Origin of the sequence: Atopobium sp. oral taxon 810 str. F0209, assembly GCF_000466405.1 — a bacterium.
GTDB lineage: Bacteria > Actinomycetota > Coriobacteriia > Coriobacteriales > Atopobiaceae > Olegusella.
In genome coordinates this window covers 126,187-146,041 of record NZ_KE952935.1, presented here as the reverse complement: position 1 = coordinate 146,041, position 19,855 = coordinate 126,187, and the positions used below count along the sequence as shown (strand labels likewise).

Here is a 19,855-nt window from a genome sequence, read left to right as displayed (position 1 = left end):
CAATCCCGCTCGTAACATATTGGAAAAGATTGCCACTCAATCCTCAAAGCCCAGCCTAGAAAAACTCACGCCATAAATTACGCCTCACAAAAAGGCCGATAAAGATGGCCATCGTGAGCAAATGCCACATAAACATAGGGGATCTCCGCCACGTCGAGACGATCCTGCACTTCGGAGAGCCACTCAATAGCCCCTGACTCGCAAGCAAAAAAGAGGCTGGTTAAAAAATTCTGCTCTTCAAATTCTGTACACACTTCCTGATGGGAGCTTTTCAAAATAAGTTTTTGTGTATGAGAAGGATCGCCAAAAAGCGCCTGTGTATCTGGACCCCAGGAAGTTTCATATATCTCTAGCCAGTCTTCAGTTTGCGTATAGCCAAGCTCGCGATACTCACCACCACCCATATTGGTCTTATGAATACATTGACTCTTTTTCCTTAACATGGCGCCCTCCTTAATTGAAATATAGAACAACTGTACCATATAACATCAACAAATAGTACGTATGTTCTGTATTTCAACTACTTTTAGGCGCGGAACAAAAAAGAGGGGCCGCCAACGCAACCCCTCCTTGTTTCACATGCTTAGGTAGATATCTCTGCTACGAGCTAGCGACCTTCAGCGCGACGATCACGATATTCTTGAGCCAAACGCTCTTGGACATCATGGGGCACCTGCTCATAACTAGTAATTTCCATCTCAAACTCACCAGTACCGCGAGACAGTGAACGCAGACGCGTCGCATAGTCAGTAACCTCGGCATATGGCACCGTAGCCTCCACGATGGTGGAACCCAACTGATTGCCAGAGCCCGCCTCCATGCCTTCAACGCGGCCACGACTAGCCGATACATCGCCCATGATAGAGCCGGCGTAACTCTCGGGTACTGTAATTGTCAGATGCGCCATAGGTTCGAGAATGACAGGTTCAGCCTGCTCAATAGCCTTTTGGAAACCAATTCGTGCAGCGGTCTTGAAGGCCATCTCATTAGAGTCGACGGGGTGATATGAACCATCGTACACGGCGACCTTAACATCAATCATCGGATAACCTGCAAGAACACCGTCACGCATGGTCTCCTGAACGCCTTTGTCGATAGCAGGGATAAAGCCACGCGGAATATGCCCGCCAACAACCTCATCGACAAACTCATAGCCGGCACCAGGATTGGGCTCAACGCGCAACCAGCAGTCGCCAAACTGACCTGCGCCACCGGTCTGCTTCTTATGGCGACCCTGAGCAGAGGCAACACGACGAATAGTCTCGCGATATGGAATACGCAGCTTGACTGTATGAGCCGTAACACCTGCACGGTCTTCAAGACGATCAAGCAACACGCTGACCTGTGCCTCACCTATAGCAGAGATAACGGTTTGACCAGTCTCCTCATCACGGTCGACGCGCAATGTGGGGTCCGCATCAGCGCTCTTTTCAAGGAAGGCAAAGAGCTTGCCCTCGTTGCCGCGAGCATCAGGCTCAATAGCAATGCGATACAGTGAGTTGGGGAAGCGGAACGATGCAGCTTCAACTTTGCCTGTTGCAGAAAGAGTATCGCCGGTCATGGCATCCAACTTGGGCACAACACAAATGTCGCCTGCAGCCACAGACTTAACGTCGGTCGTCTCCTTGCCGGTCATGAGATAAAGGTGGCCTAGGCGCTCACTCTTGCGCGTACGAGCGTTGTTAAGCTCGAGACCTGGCGTAAGTGTGCCAGCCAACACCTTGAGGAAAGAAAGACGGCCATTTTGCGGATCATTGAGACTCTTAAACACAAAAGCAACAGGGCGGTCGTCATCAGGCGAAATATCAAGTTCCTCACCATTAACGAGGGGGACACGACCAAAGTCAGCCATTGCAGGGAACCAGCTGGTAGCAGCATTCATAAAGGAAATGACACCCTCTTCGCGGACACAAGAGCCCGCAAATACGGGAACAAATACACGCTCACGCAATGCTTTATCAAGCAAACCCTCAATTTCCTCAATGGTGATGGGTTCACCCTCGAGGTACTTCATCATAAGTTCGTCATCAGCCTCGACAACCAGCTCTGCCAAGGTTTCATGAGCCTTCTGGGCCTCTTCGAGGTACTCGGCTGGAATCTCGCTTGTAACAGGCTTGCCATTCTCAAGATGACGCGCTTCCATGCGAATAACGTCAATAATGCCCGCAAAATCGTTGCCAGTACCCATGGGAATGGTTACCGCAGCGAGGTTATTGCCAAAATGCTCACGGAGCTCTTCAAGAGCGGTGTCAAAATCGGTTTCTGCTCGATCCAATCGATTAACAAATAACGCGCGGGCAAGACTCAACTCTTCAGCAGCAAACCATAGACGAGTAGTAATTGCACCAGCACCAGAGGCTGCGTCCACTACAAACGCAGCGGTTTCGCAAGCACTCATCGCCGTATATGCATCACCAACAAAGTCGGGATAGCAAGGGGCATCGAGGACATTGATCCGCATGCCATTCCACTCGACCGGGGCAATCGTCGTGGAAATCGAAAAACCACGCGAACCTTCTTCGGTGTCGTAATCTAGCGTGGGTTTGGTACCAGCATGTCCGCCTAGACGGCTCGTCTTGCCCGTCAAGTGAAGCATGGCCTCGGCCAGCATGGTCTTTCCCACGCCGCCTTGGCCCACAAGGACCACATTCCTGACCTTTCCTGAATCTGTGCCCATGGTTCCTCCTTCTATTGAAGTGGTGGCGAAGAAAGGGCGCAAAAGCGCCATTGGGCACACAATAGCCTACTCGCGGAGTTGTATAAACAACTCCTCGGGCAAGTGCTGCAGCAACGCGGCAGACGTAAGTTTTTTTATCTTTTTTGCAAAGAAAGCGAGAATTCTGTCATAACGCACGCACACCATCTAGCTAAGAGAGCAACTCAGAAAGATCGTCGCCTGTCGAATCATCTTCTATGGAAGATGCACTGTTTAACCCAGCCAGTTCTTGACAAGCAAAGCGCAGTTCTTTTACGTATCTACGACTCACAGGCAAGCAAATCCCACCTTCTAAAGTCACGCTTTGCTTGTCAATCTTTTCTACAAAATCGCAGTTGATGAGATAGTTTCGATGACAGCGCACAAAGTTATATTCAGCCAGATCACACTGAATTTGTCTGAGCGAACTGGCATACCTAGTTGCGTGCAGTTCAGGTCCCCAATGGCAGGTCACATGATGACTTTCGACCGAGAAGTAGCGAATCTCCTGAATAGCAAGAATAAAGCTCTCTGCGCCCGAGCGCATATGTAGGAATTCACGCTGAAGCTGCAATTTTACCTGCGCCGCAGCGCGTAAACACATCCCCAAGCGTACGGGATATTTTGGATCAAGCTTGTACAGAAAAGCAGATGCACCAGCCAAATAAGCTGGATACTCTTCCTCAGCGTCGCATGAACTGACAACAATAAACCCTTGATAACCTAAACGGCGCAGATCTTGGCTTATCTTAATGCCTCCACCTAACGGCAAATTGGTATCCAAAAAGAGAATGTCTGCTGGTCCTCGTTTAAATACCGATTGATATAGAGCCTCAGAACCGCTCACCACGAAAACACGCGCACCTAGCATCTGCTCTGCAGAAATTGCGCGCAACAGTTCTACCGTTCGCCTGCGCATTACGCTGTCTTTGTCAGCTACAAGCGCACGCACCTTATTACCTTTCTCTCTAAAGCCAAAATCTAAAGCTGTAGAAAATCGCGGGTTATAAGCGTGCCAAAATCTCCAGCGATAGATATCAAGGTGTCATGGGCACATCGACTCAGGCAAAGTTTGCACTTGGAAATGTCTTGAGCCGCTCCAAGGCTGCCCGATAACGACGACCCACGGGTAGCTGCTCGCCACTCAACAATGTCAGCTCATGCTGATGCGCATCCGCAACATAGGCTGTATTGACCACATAACCGCGGTGGCAGCGCACAAAGCCTAAATTTGCAAACTGCTCTTGAACATTATCGAGTGTCGAACGGTATTCTAGGCTCTCAACCACATGCCCCCAGTGACCACAAATTGTGTGACGGTCAACCGAGAAATATCTCACCTGAGATAGCGGTACTTGATGAGTGCCTTCGCTCCCCTTCAGCCGAATACTGCGTCCTTGCAAATCTTCAAGCATATATGCTCGTGTAGTATGCACTGCTTTGCCAAGGCGCTCTGCAAAATCGTTGCTTCCTTTAACCAGATAATTGGTAGCTCCAGCATCCAGTGCATCAAAAACCGAATTGGTGTCTGAAGCAGTAACAAATATTGGTCCACGATAGCCTTTTTGACGCAGACTTTCTGTTAATTTAATTCCACTCTCATCTGGCAAATCTCTATCAATTAACACCAAGTCTGGTGGCATCAATGAATCGCAGGTGATCTGTAACAGTGCCGTCGTGCTTGGCATTACCCTCGCTAAAATACCTGAGTTGCTCGCGCGCCCCATCTCTGCCAACAGATCTACAATCTGAGCGCACTCATCTCTATGTGGATCGCAGACCGCAACAACCACCGTGGCCTCCGTCCCGTGAGCACGCCGCGCAAGAACGCAAAGCAGGTCTCAAGACAGGTAATGCGCGACTCAACGAATAAAAATCCCTTTATATGCTTTATGGTCGCGAGAAATTATCTATATGTGTTTATCAATGTCACCAACAGCATATTTTTGTCCCCAATGACACGCTGTGCAGCAATATTGCCTGACGTCGGTTTGCATGCGGTACTATGACATGTCTCGCGAATGGAGACGCGCTTTTGGGGACCATGCGCTTCCGCTCATTCGTGATGACTAGCAACTTTTTTTCTGAGGTACGTATTGAGCTCAATTACTGCGGGCACGTGCTCTACACTGGTGGCATGGGATACAAGACATACACCTGTCCAATAGCTCGCTCATGCGGAGGCTGCGAATGGCTCGCGGTCCCCTATCCTGTACAACTGCGCCGCAAGCAGGAGTGGATTGAACAGCTTTTCGCCGACTTTACCAAGCAGGACGAGACTAAAATTCTACCTATTGTCGGCATACGTGGAGAACCTCTTGCCTACAGACATAAAGCAGCAACCCCTTTTGCGCCAGCAGCCAAAGGACGCATCCGCTCGGGATTTTATGCAGCGGGAACCCACCACGTTGTTGCTTGCAATGCCTGTCTAGTCGAAGAACCTCATGCGCGGCATATTCTGCAAGAAGTTGCCCGTGTGGCAACACGTCTGCGTATTCCTGCCTACAACGAAGATACGGGGCGGGGAGTCCTCCGCCATGCCATTGTTCGCATGGGCTGGAAGAGCAATGACGCACTGCTTACCGTGGTAACGAATGGACGAGAAGTGCGTGGACTCGGTCGTTTTGCCAACGAATTAAAACGTCTTTACCCCGAAGTCAGCTCTTGCGTTCAAAATGTCAACACACGCCACACCAACGCAATGCTTGGCCGAGAAAATCACGTGCTGTGGGGCAGTGGTGTTATGTATGACGAGCTGCTCGACTGTCACTTTGAAATTGGTCCTACGAGCTTTTACCAAACTAATCCTGCACAGACCGAAGTTTTGTATCAATTAGCGATTGATGCGGCACAACTTGACGAGGGAGCGTATGTACTCGATGCCTATTGTGGCACAGGCACTATTGGCATCTGCGCCGCAGCTCAAGCGCGCAAGTATAACGTAGATATTAAAATCACTGGCGTGGAAGCGGTGCGTGAGGCAGTCAGCTGCGCCAAACGCAATGCTGAGGCCAACCATCTAGGAAACAACTGCCGCTTTTATGCAGCAGATGCAACGGCTTGGCTCACTGCACGCAAGCCTCAACAGAATGATTTTGATGTCGCCTTGCTAGATCCACCACGCGCGGGATCTACTTTGGAGTTTCTAACCGCGCTCGCCCAAGCACAGCCTAAGCGTATCGTCTACATTTCCTGCAATCCCGAGACACAGGTGCGAGACCTGCTTATACTTCGTGATCTTGGATATCATCTCGATCGACTAACTGCTGTTGATATGTTTCCCCACACCAAACACGTCGAGACGGTTAGTTTGATGTCTAGGAAAGATAAATAAGGGCCAAAAATTTACATCATGAGTCCGATCTACTGGGGAACCTATGCTCCGGAGCTTGAAACGGCAATCAAAAGGCTGGACTCTTCCGGGAAAACGGTGCGCGTCATCAGTACGCATGAAGGCTCCGGACTGGCCAGCATGGTGCGAGATGTTAAGAAGAACTGCAAGGGAGCCATCATGAATGAGAACGGGCTCGCCATCAGGGTTCTCAGGTGAAGAACTCAAAAGCGACGATTGAGAAGTAGCTGTGAGAAAGAGGAAGGTAAAGAATTCATAGAAAGGAGACCGGTTCATGAAAGTGTTTTATTTTTCTGCAACGGGAAATTGCCTTGCAGTGGCAAAGAACATCGGAGGTGAGGCGATCTCAGTTCCGCAGGCAATTCATGAGGAAAAATCCAATTACAAGGATGATGCGATAGGATTTGTTTTCCCTGTGTTTGACGGTACCTACCCGCGTATTATGAAAGAGCTTTTGGATAAAAAGAAATTTGAAGCAGATTATTATTTTGCAGTGGCTACTTATGGCTTCTTTCCCGGAAACAGTTTGTACGCATTCCAAAAACTCGCTTCAGAACACGGAATCAAGCTGGACTATTCTGCAGAACTGCTGATGGTGGACAACTATCTTCCGCTCTTTGACGTTGAGAAGGAAATTGCAAAACTCCCGTCGAAAAAGGTGGAAGAGAACCTGCTCCGAATTGCATCAGATATTGCTGCCCGCAAGCATGAGCTGACGAAGAACACGATGATCAAGAGCATCGGTGCATTCTTTGAAAAGCCTATGCTCAAAAAGACGAACAGCGGACAAGCAGCTCGTGACTTTACAGTAAACAATAATTGTATCAAGTGTGGCACCTGTGCCAAGGTATGTCCTGCCGGGAATATTGACATTCAGGGCAGGATGGCTTTCGATAATCGGTGTTACAGCTGCTTTGCCTGTATCCATGCTTGCCCGAAGACTGCCATTCACATCAAGGGTGAGAAGAGCGACAAGCGTTGGAGAAATCCCGATGTGAAGCTGAAAGAGTTGATCGACGCGAATAAGCAAGAGGATAGATAAACCGTGTTCCCGGAGACGACGAAGTAGGTTTATGAATTGGGTGTTAAGGTCTATCAGTAAGATGAAGGTTAAACCTTTTAAGGTTTCCTACACAATTTAAGGATTGCACACTTTTTAAGGATAGCCTGTTAGAGGTTTCGGAAAGGATGCGCGGCCGGAATGAGTACAGCGACAGCAAGAGCATATCAGCTGTATTTCACAGGCCGGTTTGTGCCTTTTGAAATGCGCAAAGCCCGCAGAATAAGGCTTTCTACGGACATCGGACTACATATTCGGGAAAAGTGCATTGTATCAAAGATAGAGTCTTGTTAGACGACGCATGCGGAAGCGGTGGATTTCATGCGTGTTCAAATTAAGAAATAGCGAAGTGAGTTCACATGGACAAAGATCCATTTAAGGAATATATCAAGGAGTCCGAACCGGATAAGCGGGACAAAGGCTATGCTTGGCATACGGCCATTGGTCTGCAGGCGGTTGACGGGCTTAAGACTTCAGAATATCTGGTGCAGACGGCCGTCCGAAATATTGAGGGCGAGATAACTTTTGAAGAAGCGAATGAACTCCTTCAGTCCTATTATAAGGAAAATCCTGCCCGTGATGCATCTGACCGCACTGAAGAGGCGGACAAGGTTTCCGCAAGGATAGCAGCGTTTCTCTCTGAACAGGCTTTCAGTTTTACGCCGAACGAGTATCTTTCCATCCATAGAAAGCTGTTTACTGGGATTTATTCTCACGCAGGCCGGATTCGGGATTATAACATCACGAAAAAGGAATGGGTGCTGGATGGTGCGACCGTGCTCTACGGCAGCGCAACAGAGCTCCAGGCAACATTGGATTATGATTTTTCCGAAGAGAAGAAATTCTCTTATAAGAATCTGTCGATGGACGAGATCATACATCATCTTGCTTTTTTCGTTTCCAGACTGTGGCAGATCCACGTCTTCGGCGAGGGCAATACCAGAACGACAGCGGTATTTTTTATCAAGTATCTGCGTACGCTGGGATTTGATGTGACAAACGATATTTTTGCCGAGAACGCGTGGTATTTCCGTAATTCGCTGGTAAGGGCAAACTACAACGATCTGAAAAACGGAATCCATGAGACAACAGAATATCTTGAAACCTTCCTCCGTAATCTACTGCTGAATGAAAATCATCCGCTACATAACCGAACATTGCATATCAGCGGAGCGTTTACCGAGCCTGAAAAAGTGAACATTGAAGGAAAAAAAGCGAACATTGAAAAAGAAAAGGCGAACATTGAAGATGTGTTCACAGCAAAGACCGCTTCGCATATTCAGGTATTGAGAGAGAAACTTGGACAGAAGGCTGTGTTCGGCAGGTCAGATGTTCAGAGCATACTTGGATTGGGAGCTACGAGAAGTTCCGCATTACTTCGTGAAATGGCAGAACACCGGATCATCGAACCGGTCTCCGGGCATGGTAAAGGGAAGTATCGCTTCCGGCAGCAGGGTTGAGGCGATGGGATTTCAGACTTATTCCCGTCAAACGAAACCTTGAGGCGATGAGTGTTTTGACCGGATTGCATATATAAACGTTGGAAAAGTATCGTAAAGGGTTCATTTTTCTCAAATTCTCAAATTGATACCTGCCGAGTTATCAAATTGAGCGGGAAAAATGAACCCTTTTCATATGACGGATGAATCGGGTAAGTCGAGCAGGCTCGACAGACGTCGTGCCGCCAGCGTTGTGTCGCCACCACAGATGCATCTAGTTTGTAGCAACAACCTCCACCGTAAGATTAGAACGCACGCTGACACGACCTTCAGCAATCATCTGCAGCACATCGGGATAGAGCTCGTGCTCAATCTCGTGAATATGCTCCTCGAGTTCGTCGACACTCCAGCCCTCCTGCACCACAAGCGCGCGTTGAGCAATGATAGGACCGGCATCATAATCCTCATTGGCAAAATGCACGGTTACGCCCGTAACTTTTACCCCACGCTCATAGGCATCTTGAATTGCGTGTGCACCAGGAAAGCTGGGAAGCAGTGCTGGATGGAGGTTGATTACGCGATTGGGAAATGACGCCAAAATCGGTCCATGCACCATGCGCATGTAGCCTGCCATGACCACATACTCTGCCCCTACCTTTTTGAGACTAGAAGCAATCACCTCATCAGCAACAATGGGTTCAGCATAGATATCCTTGCTGAGAGTAAGCGTTTGGATACCAGCAGCCTCAGCACGCTTGAGACCCAATGCCGAGGGCCGAGAAGATACAACAAGCACAATCTCCGCATCGAGTGTACCCGCTGCGATGCGGTCAATAATTGCTTGCAGATTGGTACCAGAACCACTAATGAGAACACCAATTTTGATGGTCATCGGTAAGCAACCTTTCCCGTGCCAGCAATACATTCACCCATCACAAAAGGCTCAAAGCCTTCAGAAACCAATACCTCACACAGCTCATCCACATCATTGGGATCGCAAATGAGTGACATTCCTACACCCATATTGAACGTTTTGTATGCTTCATCGGGAGTAAGCCCTGCTTCATGCACTACATAATCAATAACGGGCGGAACGCTCCAAGCGGAACTTTCGCCCATCTCTTCCCAACTGCAACCGTAATCGGCCCCGCGATCAACTAATGCATCAATGTTGCTGGGCAATGCGCGATTGAGGTTTTCGGTAATGCCTCCGCCGGTAATATGAGCCATGGCATGTATGGGTGCACCTGCCTTAAGGATGCGTGTGAGAGGACCTGCATAAATGGTTGTGGGTTCCATCACAAGATCAGCTAAACTTTTGCCACCCAACTCATCAAGCGGTGTATTGAGTTCGTCAACCGTGTTGCCCTCAATAACCACCTTACGCACCAAAGAATAGCCATTTGAATGAATGCCGCTCGAAGGCAAACCGATGATAACATCGCCTTCTTTTACGCGGTCAGGACCAAGCATATTGGGGCGATCAACCACACCAACAACAAACCCAGCAAGATCGTAGTCATCAGGATTCATCACGCCAGGGTGCTCGGCCATCTCGCCGCCCACCAGCGCACAGCCTGCTAAGCGACAACCCTCAGCAATTCCACCTACAACCTCGGCCATCGCCTCAGCTGAAAGCTTGCCCACACTGACATAATCCAGGAAGAAGAGCGGCTCGGCACCAGCAACCACCACATCATCGGCGCACATTGCCACCAAATCCTGACCCACCGTATTATGCCGTCCCAGCAACTGCGCAATAGCAAGCTTAGTACCCACACCATCGGTGCCAGAAACCAGCACGGGATCCTGCATATCCTTAAAACCCGCCATCGAAAACAATGAGCCAAATCCGCCAAGCCCACCGATAACTTCGGGGCGCATAGTTGCCGCAACCGCAGGCTTGATTAGCTCGACTGCCCGCGCTCCCTCATCGACATCGACTCCGGCATCTGCATAGGTGATGTGCTTCTCATCGCTCATGTCGAGACCCTTCCGTTTGGAAAACGTGACCGCCTGCCTTATTTCGTTACACCTTATTTCGCTGTAGCAAGTGCTGCATCGATTTCTTCTACAGGAGCACACACCAACAAGCCACGGCCTTGCCCCTTTTCGTACTTGGAGTAATAGACACAGGTAGACAAAGTCATCACATGATCTACCTTGGAGACAATCTTGTCTGCATCAGCACGTCGCGTCAACGCTTTATCAAGACGCTTTGCCAAGAACTCATGCAGCTCATCAGCACTAGCAAAATTAATCGTGCGCGCATCCATATCCTCACGCGCAGTGTCATACATAAAGATAGGCTTCAAGCGATGTGCGCCTTGCTCGGTGACATACCAAATGGTGCCCATCTCATCAAACTTCTTTTGGTCATCAAGGGCAGCAATTTGCTCAAACATAGTACCGTTAAGCAGGTGATGGCCATAGATCATGGTTTGGTTGTCCACAAGACCTGGCTTAGCGTTTTCATAATCCATAAAGAGCTGGCCACCGACAGTCCAGGTGCCCTCGGCATTATTGTGTAAGTAATACTCGTTGTCAGAGTGCTGGTAGATGGGGTAATTGATGGTGGTATCAGGCACATAAAGCCAGCCTACAACCTCATCATTGACCTTCTTGAGAGCGGCCCAGTCTACCGTCACGGGACATTTTTCAGCTTCAGAACCTTGACTGGGCGTATCGTCAATCTTGACGTGCGAAGCCAGATCGCTATTTACCTTATCTTGTTGGTAGTAACCCCAACGTTGCACAGCAAACATGCTAGCCGCTACCAGCAGCAAAATAATACCCACCGCAAGCAATAGGGTTGAAAAAATACGCCTACCCTTAGATCCACGGTTTGGCTTTCGTGAATTTAAACCATTTGCAGCACCTGCATGAGAAGGCAGGGGACTTACCGCATGGTTGCTCAATGGCTCCTCCACTGGCGCAGCCGTACGCACTGTTTTGTTGTTGGCAGAAGCAGAGCTGCCCATATGACGCGCCACGCTATGCCTCCGCCATTGCCGTCTTGAATACCACTATCTTTTCACGCCATTCAGGCATAGCGGCACCTAGAATTTGCGTTGCATAGATAGCTGCATTTTTGGCACCGCCGATTGCCACGCAGGCCACAGGTACGCCGGTTGGCATCTGTACCATAGACAGCAAGGAGTCCATGCCGCCCAAATCAGAAGTTTTCATAGGTACGCCCACCACAGGCAGCGGCGTATACGCTGCAACAACACCACCAAGATGAGCTGCTTTACCAGCTGCTGCGATGATGACACGAATACCGCGATCAGCTGCAGTAGATGCCCATTCATGCACTTTTGCAGGGGTGCGATGCGCTGAAGCAATAATGAGCTCATAAGGCACCCCGAGCTCCTCAAGCTGCTGGGTGCAGCCCTCCATTACGGCCATATCAGATTTCGAACCCATAATGATGCCCACCAACGGCTTTTCCGTCTGAGTCATGTGAGTTGGTCTCCTTTCATGGTCATTTGCGCCTTACAGTATACTCATGACGCATGCACGCGCCTTATTCAAATGCAGCTCAAACAAAGAAAGGACTGCGCGAAAGTGCCTATAGCTGACACTCATACACATTTGCGCTATCCAGCAGCTCAAAATCAGGTCGAGCAAAACGATACGCCCGAGACCATGATCTTGCGCCGCTATCGCGTGATGGGCAGTTGTGGTACTGGTGGTTTTGGCACGGTTCTTGCCTGTTGGGATACTCGCCTGCAACGTCGCGTGGCCATCAAGCGGATGCGTTTGGCACCGCTCATCAATCAAACCGCTCAAATTCCTGGTGCCACAATTGCGCAAGCTGATGCCACCATAGAAGAAGCACTTTCTGAAGCTCGTACGGCCAGCCGCCTAGAACATCCAGGCATCGTCGCAGTACATGATTTTGCGGTTGAGAGTCAAATTGCCTATCTCGTTATGGAATACGTTGATGGTATGACTTTGTCCGAACTGCTCTCCCGCGTTGAGGGCGGCACACTCACCCACGATGAGGTGGCCTACCTTGCACGAGAGCTTGGTGCAGCGTTGGCGTTTGCACATCATGCGGGGGTACTCCACCTAGACATAAAACCATCCAATATCATGCTGACCCACGAGGGCAAAATTAAACTATGTGACTTTGGTATGGCTGCTCTTTCTTCTGCTACTGGTTTTGCGGATGCGCGCGGTGGAACCGTAGGTTACATGCCACCCGAGCAAATCGAGGGCGGTACCGTCGACGAACGAGCTGACATTTTTTCGATGGTAGTTGTCTTGGTGCAGGCACTTACGGGCAGCAATCCTTTTGCCGCAGATACTGCCGAACAATCCGCCCTTGCCATTCGCCGCGGTATTCGTCCTCGTCTCTCCAAAAAAGATCCTGCCCTTGCAGGGATTACCGAGCAGACCATTATTGCTTGTCTTGAAGCAGACCCCGCCATGCGTCCCACTAATGCCGATCAGGTAGCCGACGATATTGCCTTTGGTTTAGGTGATCCTGAGGAAGGCGCTGCATCTATCGCCTCTCTCACCTCTCAGGAAGATGGACTAGATGATGACGAGTGGGAAGGTGAACGTATTCCACTGGCGGTACGGTTTCCTTGGTTGGCGTCGGCAGTTGTGCGTGGACTCACGGCAATCGCAGGTGCAACGCTTGCCACCGAGCTTCTACCTCATGTCCCACTCACTCAAAGCGTTCCTATAGTGCCAGGAGCTTTGGCCGTAGCTGCTGCGATAGCATGCTGGACTCCGCTTGCAGGGCTGCTTATACCACTACTCTTTGCGCTTGCTCTTTTGCCTGCAGCCGACGGACCGTCTATTTTATTAGCCGTCGCAATCATTGCCTGTTTTGGCACACTGTGGTTCAAGCAGATCCATACCAAGACAGCATCGCTTGCACTACTCATCGCTCCTGCTTTAGGCCAAAACGCTGCTGCTGCTGCAGTTGCAGGTTGTAACTCGGATGTCCCCATGGCAGCTATAAGTGCTGGTATGGCTTGGCTGCTCGCTCAGCTCAAACTCCTATTAATACCTGCAGGTTTTCAGCTCACAAAAGCTGCAACAAACCTACCATCACTCATTTCTATCCCCTCACTCATTCGCCTGGGCGGCTGCATGCTTGCAGCTTGCCTCGCAAGCATCATCGGACGTCCCGAAGCCTCTCGTACGCGCTTCGCAATTGGCCAGATTAGCTGCTGTGGCATAGTGTGCTTCACTCAGCTTGTAGCAGCTCGAATGGAGAATGGTGGCATATGGCCGGCCCCCACGTGGGAAACGGTAGGTGTTGCGGTACTCTTAACTATATTTGTGTCCCTTGTCAGTGCTTTGCAAGAGTCACGACATTTCGAGGACGAGGAGTCCAGATGAACGTCTTCAAGACTTTCGAGCAGCGTATGAATGATGTGTTTGGCGCTGCTCCTCAGGGCTTTACAGCCCCCATATCTCTTCGCAAGCTCGCCCGTCGCGCTGCCCGCGAGATGGAAGCAGAGACTTTTGTAGTCGACGGGGTCAATACTGCCCCCGCTCTCTATACCATTCTTGTATCTTCTGCAGATGATGCAACGATGCGTGCTTTGTATCCTCAGTTCACCGCTGAGCTGTCCGACTTGGTTGAACAAGAGGGCAAACGTCGCAACTATGTATTTGTTGGTAAGCCGCTGGCGCGCTTTATGGTTGACCCCTCTTTACGCAGTGGAAAGTTTGCCGTCTTTGCAGAAAATGTCGATGCGCGCACACTCAACCGTCTACGTATTGAGGAAGAAGCTTTCCTTTCGGGTGCTTCTACCTTGGGTGGCGCTGCTTCTGCAGCTGCACCAGCTGTCGAGATTCCTCGCAGCAGCAAGCGCCAAAAGCGCGCTGTCCTCAAACAGCCCGTAGAGGCTCCGATGGCTGTTCCCGAGCCTCAAGAGCAAGATAATGATGTCATTACACCGGCTCCCGCAGTTGAACCTGCTCCGACAGTAATACCCACTCCCGTTGCCGCTCCTGTACCTGTTGCTGTATCCGAGCCTGAACCCGCAGCAGAGCCTGCCTCACCGCTTGTCTCTCGTGTGCCTGGCATTGCCTCCGAGCATATGCGCGCTATTCCTGTGCCCAATCCTGTGGCAATCCCCGTATCAGGCTCCCCTTTGACTGATGACTCTATTGGCTTGGGTGTTATCCCTACAGACTATGTCGATAGCCAGTACGCCGATGCGCTAGCCCCTAGCCCTGCACCTACGGCTCAGCCTATTTCTATGCCTGTGACTCAAAGGCGTCCTCAGGCACAGCCTGCTCCCGTGGCAACACCTGCAGCTGCGCCCGTTTCTCAACCTGAAGTTAACTACACATGCACTCTGATTGACCATCAATCGGGACGTAGCTATATTGCCTCTGCTCCCAGCGCCATCATTGGCCGTGAGCGTAGTGAGGGTGCTGTGGTTTTGCGTGACCCCAATGTTTCTCGCCGCCATGCCCAGATTTCCTGGGATGGTCGCGGCTGGCGTATTAAAGATTTGCACTCTACCAACGGCACGCTGGTAAACGATGTAGACATCACAGAATGCGCTCTGCACGACGGTGATCTTATTACCGTTGGCTTGATGAATCTCGAGTTCCGGGAGAACTAAAGATGATCGATCTTGCCCTTTTCGTTGGCAGGCTTTTGCTTGTCGCCTTCCTTTACCTGTTCCTCTTTACCACGATGAAGACAGGTATTGGTCTTGTACGCGGACAACGCAAGGATGCTGCGATTTGGACAGTGAGTGTCGAGAAGGGTCCTTCTAATCTACGCGGTCTCAGTGTGGATATCTTGGGACCCGTCGTAATGGGGCGCTCACCTTCATCCGATATCGTAATTGATGAGCCATTTGTTTCAGCTACACATGCGCGTTATACCCTCCAGGGTCCTGCCTTGGTACTTGAAGATTTGCAATCAACCAATGGCACCCTTGTAAATGGACACCCCGTCGACCAGCCCGTTACGCTCAGGGACGAAGATGAGGTACAGGTGGGCGATGCCATCATGCGTATTAGCCGACGCTAGCGAGATATCCTCATGAATCTATCCTTGCTAAAAAATTCGGTAAAGCGACCCTCACTCCACCGGAGCACCAAAGAGAAAAAAGCTCCCGTGATGAGTCCAGGGCATGATACGCTTTGCCTAGATTCGCGGGAAGATTCACAAACTGCCACCGGCTCGACAACGCGTTTGTCTTGGGGTGTACGCTCTGACGTTGGTCTCGTACGTGACCATAATGAGGATTCTTTTCTTGTTCGTGCGCCATTGTTTGCCGTTTGTGATGGTATGGGCGGGCATGCCGCAGGTGAGGTGGCTAGCTCCATTGCTGCTCAGACACTTGCCGAACAAGCGCCTCTTGAAGCGGATGATGTGTACCTAGGTGCTGCTGTTGAAGCAGCAAATCTTGCTGTTATCAATGGCGCCAAAGAGGGTAAAGGCAAACCTGGCATGGGTTCTACCTGCACCTCCGTCATTATTATTGGTGACAAAATGGCAATCGCACATGTGGGAGATTCGCGCCTTTATCTTTTGCATGCAGGTACACTCGTACGTCTCACGCACGACCACTCCTACGTTGAGGAGCTAGTTGATGCGGGTGAGATTACTGCTGACGAAGCACGAGTTCACCCCTCGCGCTCGGTTATCACGCGTGCGCTGGGTTCTGACCCTGATATGTATGCCGACCACTTCACCATCAATGTTTCTACGGGAGACCGCCTGATTTTGTGTTCTGATGGTCTTTCATCCATGATCGAAGATTCAAAAATTGAAGCGGTTGCCGTATCCTGTGCCACCCCTCAGTCTGCTGCAGATAGCTTGGTTGCTGAGGCGCTTTCTGCAGGTGGCCATGACAACGTTACTGTTTTGGTAGTAGATATCGAAGACGATGGTTTAGAAGAGGCGCGCTGGACAAAAAAGAAACGCCATGCCTTACGTGTGGCTGCTTTTATTCTTGGCTTTGTCCTGTTGATGTTAGCGTCAATGACTTTGATAATCCGTTCGTCTTACTTCCTTAAAGATCATAATGGGCGTATCGCTATTTACCGAGGTTGGAATGACTACGTCTTTGGCTTCCCACTCAATGAATGGGTGGAAACCTCAGATGTACAAACCTCCGAAATTACTGATGAGGCAACGCGCACTCGCTTGGAACATGAGGGCGTTGCAGCAGAAAGTTACAAAGATGCCTACGCCAAGATAAATGCTTATATGGAAAGCACTACAAAGACTCTCGACCAAACAGCGGAAACCAAGGAGAAAGTCGAACAAGAAGGTATTTCTCCCAACAATCCCGCGGTGCCTCTGGGTGAGGGAAATAAGACAAGCAATACAAATACTTCTGGGGCAGGTGAATAAGGGTGCGGGAACAAAAAATCAACGGTAGGCGCAATACAGAGTTGCTATTACTGCTACTTGCTGCCGTACCTGTAGGTCTGCTTTATGCCATGTATTTGGTCTCTGACAAGGTTACTCTGAGTGTCTCAGCATTTGCGGTACCGCTAGGGCTTCTTATTGCTTTTACCGGCGCACATCTTGCTGTGCGCAGACTTGCCCCTGCAGCAGACCCCGTAATTTTACCTTTGGTATTTGTGCTTTCAGGCATTGGTATCACCTTTGTGTCGCGGCTCACGGGAGGACAAACAAACAGCCAAGTTATATGGCTATTTGTCTCGGTTGCAGCAATGGTAGCCACGCTCTATTTTGTACCCAGTCTCGATCAACTGGCGGGATACAAATTTACGCTGGGTATTGCAGGCATTGTGCTGCTACTTATTCCAATGATCTTTGGTACTGAAATCAACGGCTCACGCCTCTGGCTACGTTTGGGGCCTCTATCATTTCAACCAGGTGAGCTTGCAAAAATTCTCATCATCTTGTTCCTTGCAGCTTATCTCGCAGAAAATCGAGAAATGCTCTCTGCTTCCACGCGCCATATCGGACCGCTTGCGCTTCCCCGCCCACGCATGTTGGCGCCTATGTTGGTCATGTGGGGCATCTCGCTGTTGGTAGTGGTCTTTGAACGCGATCTGGGTAGCGCTTTGCTTTTCTTTAGTTTCTTTGTACTCATGCTTTATGTTTGCACAGGACGCCCAAGCTACGTCATTTTCTTCTTTCTACTGCTCGCCATTGGCGGTGTCTTTTGCTTTAAGTTTTTTGGTCACGTACAAACTCGTGTACATATGTGGCTTGACCCCACCCAAGATCGCTGGGGTAGCGGCATGCAAATTTTGCAATCGCTCTACTCGTTGGCAGACGGTGGCATGGTAGGCACAGGCATTGGCAAGGGCTTGGCAGCCAAGACTGTTACTTTTGTTCAATCTGACTTTATTTTCTCCGCTATCGGAGAAGAGATGGGGTTGCTGGGCGCCTCTGCTGTGCTGATTTGTTATTTGCTGCTGGCGGTGCGTGGTCTTGCCACCGCAGCGCGTGCACGCTCTGATGTCTCCGCATTTACCGCGGCAGGACTTACCGCCGCTATTGCTGTTCAGGCCTTTGTTATCGTGGGTGGCGTCACCAAAATGTTGCCACTTACGGGTGTCACCCTACCTTTTATGAGCCAGGGCGGCAGCTCGTTGTTGGCCAGCTTTATCATTATTGGTCTTTTGCTCCGTGCAGGAGATGAAGGTACGGGACATGGTGTCCAGGTAGAAACTTCTGACTCAATTAAATTTAATACCAGCAAAAATCCTGCCCTCACCGGTGCCCGCACCGCCTCTGCAGTAGTGCATGGTGCACACGCCCGTGGACGCTATGGCATGCTCACACCTGAATCTGGCGTGCTTGGCCGTGTAGCGCTGGGTAAGCGACTTACCGTGATTGTCTCCGTGTTTTCCCTGATGTTTGCTGCACTCATTGCAAACCTCACCTATGTGCAAGTCATTCATGCTGAAGCTCTACAGCACGACCAATACAACACCCATACCGCACTTAAAGCTCGCCGCGTCCAACGTGGCTCTATTGTGACTTCCGATGGAGTCACACTCGCAGAGTCAGTCTTGCAGGGCGATGGTAGCTACCAACGCAACCATCCTCAGGGTTCTCTTGCGGTACATACAGTTGGCTTTGTTTCCACCGGAGAGATTACTGGTGTCGAACTAGCAGCAAATGATGCACTCAAGGGTGATGCGGACTTTTCAAACCTGCATAACGCTCTGCTTTCGTTGGCAGGAGTACCCAACTCAGGCTCGTCTGTTGTGCTTACCCTTAATTCGCAAATGCAGCGTGCAGCTGAACGCGCACTCGACGGATATGTGGGTGCTATTGTTGTCCTCGATCCCTCAACAGGCGCTGTATTAGCAAAGGCTTCTTCACCCACCTACTCGTATGATCAAAGTGGTTATATCGTAGCTGATGATAAGAATTCACCTCTTGTCGACAGGACCACTTGTGCACTATATGCACCAGGATCTACTTTCAAAACACTCACTCTGGGAGCCGCTCTTGACCTCAAGCGCACTACGCTTGAAACCTCCTATCCCGCTCCCGCTTCAATGGATTTTGGCGGAGCCGCAGTAACCAACTTTGAAAACAATTCCTGGGAGTCTCTCAGTGCGAAGGATGCCTTTGCAAACTCTGCCAATACTGTCTTTGCACAGATAGGTAGCCAGATTGGGGCTAAAAATCTTATCTCCTATGCTCAGGCGGCTGGCTATGGCAGCTCTATTGGTCAGGACTTCTCGGCTTTGCCCTCTACGATGCCCACAGTCGACGATATGTCTGAGTGGGAAACTGCTTGGGCAGCAGCAGGCCAGCCTGTTGGACAACACAAGGGCAACAATGGCCCCTACACTACCGTGATGCAAAATGCTGTGCTTGCAGCAGCAGTTGCAAATGGTGGCGAAGCTATGAAACCCTATGTTATTGACCACATTGTTTCTAACGAGGGCACAACCACCTCTGAAACTCAGCAGGTTTCCCTCGGCAAGGTCTTTTCTACTTCTACAGCCGACCAGCTCAAAGAAGCAATGTTAAGCGTAGTTGAGTCAGGTACGGGTGGCGGAGCTGCCATCCGTGGAGTCCAAGTGGCCGGCAAAACAGGTACCGCCGAAACCAATAATGGCAAATGGTCCAACTCACTGTTTATCGGTTTTGCTCCTTATAAAAATCCCACTGTTGCTATCTCGGTAGTCATTGAGCAGGTCGATGATAATTCTGTTCACGGCGTTGCCACTACTGTGGCAGGAGAAGTACTTGCCGCTTGTCTCAATGTACAAGCGGCGGGTGCCAGTTGATCTATGTGAGTAGCGTAGCTTCGCACTCAACGAGCGAAGCTTATGAGATTATGTAAGAACGCAGTAAACGTGCTGCGAGCAAG

Annotated in this window: 16 protein-coding genes; 8 read left to right on the top strand and 8 right to left on the bottom strand. The window is 50.2% G+C overall.

Annotation, left to right across the window (positions count from 1 at the left end):
- Nucleotides 1-77: 77 nt before the first annotated feature.
- The 4 genes from HMPREF9069_RS01300 to HMPREF9069_RS01285 form a co-directional block, all read right to left on the bottom strand.
- Nucleotides 78-443 carry a metallophosphoesterase family protein gene (locus HMPREF9069_RS01300; protein ID WP_035437937.1) on the bottom strand — a complete coding sequence of 122 codons (366 nt, stop codon included), beginning with the start codon at nucleotides 441-443 and terminating at the stop codon, nucleotides 78-80.
- A 164-nt stretch (nucleotides 444-607) separates the two neighbouring features.
- Nucleotides 608-2,677 (bottom strand): elongation factor G, encoded by a 2,070-nt coding sequence (gene fusA / locus HMPREF9069_RS01295; protein ID WP_035437935.1) that lies wholly within the window; start codon nucleotides 2,675-2,677, stop codon nucleotides 608-610.
- Nucleotides 2,678-2,867: 190 nt separating this feature from the next.
- Nucleotides 2,868-3,647, bottom strand: a complete 780-nt coding sequence (locus HMPREF9069_RS01290) for a LytR/AlgR family response regulator transcription factor (protein ID WP_021625287.1) — start codon at nucleotides 3,645-3,647, stop codon at nucleotides 2,868-2,870.
- Nucleotides 3,648-3,756: 109 nt separating this feature from the next.
- Nucleotides 3,757-4,488 carry a LytR/AlgR family response regulator transcription factor gene (locus tag HMPREF9069_RS01285; protein WP_021625286.1) on the bottom strand — a complete coding sequence of 244 codons (732 nt, stop codon included), beginning with the start codon at nucleotides 4,486-4,488 and terminating at the stop codon, nucleotides 3,757-3,759.
- Between the two features lie 251 nt (nucleotides 4,489-4,739).
- On the opposite strand from HMPREF9069_RS01285, the gene rlmD reads away from it, so the two are divergent.
- The 3 genes from rlmD (at nucleotide 4,740) to HMPREF9069_RS01265 (ending at nucleotide 8,567) form a co-directional block, all read left to right on the top strand.
- Nucleotides 4,740-6,029, top strand: a complete 1,290-nt coding sequence (gene rlmD / locus HMPREF9069_RS01280) for a 23S rRNA (uracil(1939)-C(5))-methyltransferase RlmD (protein WP_353640728.1) — start codon at nucleotides 4,740-4,742, stop codon at nucleotides 6,027-6,029.
- 292 nt (nucleotides 6,030-6,321) lie between these two features.
- A complete protein-coding gene (locus HMPREF9069_RS01270; protein ID WP_021625283.1) occupies nucleotides 6,322-7,089 on the top strand; it encodes an EFR1 family ferrodoxin in 768 nt (255 codons plus the stop codon).
- A gap of 377 nt (nucleotides 7,090-7,466) precedes the next feature.
- Entirely contained in the window at nucleotides 7,467-8,567 is a 1,101-nt protein-coding gene (locus tag HMPREF9069_RS01265; RefSeq protein WP_021625282.1) for a Fic family protein, read from the top strand.
- A 253-nt stretch (nucleotides 8,568-8,820) separates the two neighbouring features.
- On the opposite strand, the gene purN is transcribed toward HMPREF9069_RS01265, so the two are convergent.
- Genes purN through purE form a run of 4 tightly spaced genes read right to left on the bottom strand, consistent with a single transcriptional unit; the run spans nucleotide 8,821 to nucleotide 12,008 of the window.
- The gene (gene purN, locus HMPREF9069_RS01260; protein ID WP_021625281.1) at nucleotides 8,821-9,438 is read right to left on the bottom strand and encodes a phosphoribosylglycinamide formyltransferase; all 618 of its coding nucleotides are present in this window, start codon (nucleotides 9,436-9,438) and stop codon (nucleotides 8,821-8,823) included.
- Nucleotides 9,435-10,529, bottom strand: a complete 1,095-nt coding sequence (purM, locus tag HMPREF9069_RS01255) for a phosphoribosylformylglycinamidine cyclo-ligase (RefSeq protein WP_021625280.1) — start codon at nucleotides 10,527-10,529, stop codon at nucleotides 9,435-9,437. The genes purN and purM overlap by 4 nt, the downstream gene beginning before the upstream one ends.
- A gap of 53 nt (nucleotides 10,530-10,582) precedes the next feature.
- Nucleotides 10,583-11,539 carry a class B sortase gene (locus HMPREF9069_RS01250; protein ID WP_051317746.1) on the bottom strand — a complete coding sequence of 319 codons (957 nt, stop codon included), beginning with the start codon at nucleotides 11,537-11,539 and terminating at the stop codon, nucleotides 10,583-10,585.
- Nucleotide 11,540: 1 nt separating this feature from the next.
- Entirely contained in the window at nucleotides 11,541-12,008 is a 468-nt protein-coding gene (gene purE, locus HMPREF9069_RS01245; RefSeq protein ID WP_021625278.1) for a 5-(carboxyamino)imidazole ribonucleotide mutase, read from the bottom strand.
- 105 nt (nucleotides 12,009-12,113) lie between these two features.
- Here purE and HMPREF9069_RS01240 point away from each other — a divergent pair, with 105 nt between their 5' ends.
- The 5 genes from HMPREF9069_RS01240 (at nucleotide 12,114) to HMPREF9069_RS01220 (ending at nucleotide 19,772) form a co-directional block, all read left to right on the top strand.
- A complete protein-coding gene (locus HMPREF9069_RS01240; protein ID WP_051317745.1) occupies nucleotides 12,114-13,907 on the top strand; it encodes a serine/threonine-protein kinase in 1,794 nt (597 codons plus the stop codon).
- A complete protein-coding gene (locus tag HMPREF9069_RS01235; protein ID WP_021625276.1) occupies nucleotides 13,904-15,148 on the top strand; it encodes an FHA domain-containing protein in 1,245 nt (414 codons plus the stop codon). Before HMPREF9069_RS01240 ends, HMPREF9069_RS01235 begins: the two co-directional genes overlap by 4 nt.
- 2 nt (nucleotides 15,149-15,150) lie before the next feature.
- Nucleotides 15,151-15,564, top strand: coding sequence for an FHA domain-containing protein (locus tag HMPREF9069_RS01230; protein ID WP_021625275.1), 414 nt, complete (start codon nucleotides 15,151-15,153; stop codon nucleotides 15,562-15,564).
- 90 nt (nucleotides 15,565-15,654) lie between these two features.
- Nucleotides 15,655-16,896 (top strand): Stp1/IreP family PP2C-type Ser/Thr phosphatase, encoded by a 1,242-nt coding sequence (locus tag HMPREF9069_RS01225; RefSeq protein ID WP_232204014.1) that lies wholly within the window; start codon nucleotides 15,655-15,657, stop codon nucleotides 16,894-16,896.
- Between the two features lie 2 nt (nucleotides 16,897-16,898).
- The gene (locus tag HMPREF9069_RS01220; protein ID WP_021625273.1) at nucleotides 16,899-19,772 is read left to right on the top strand and encodes an FtsW/RodA/SpoVE family cell cycle protein; all 2,874 of its coding nucleotides are present in this window, start codon (nucleotides 16,899-16,901) and stop codon (nucleotides 19,770-19,772) included.
- Nucleotides 19,773-19,855 lie beyond the last annotated feature (83 nt).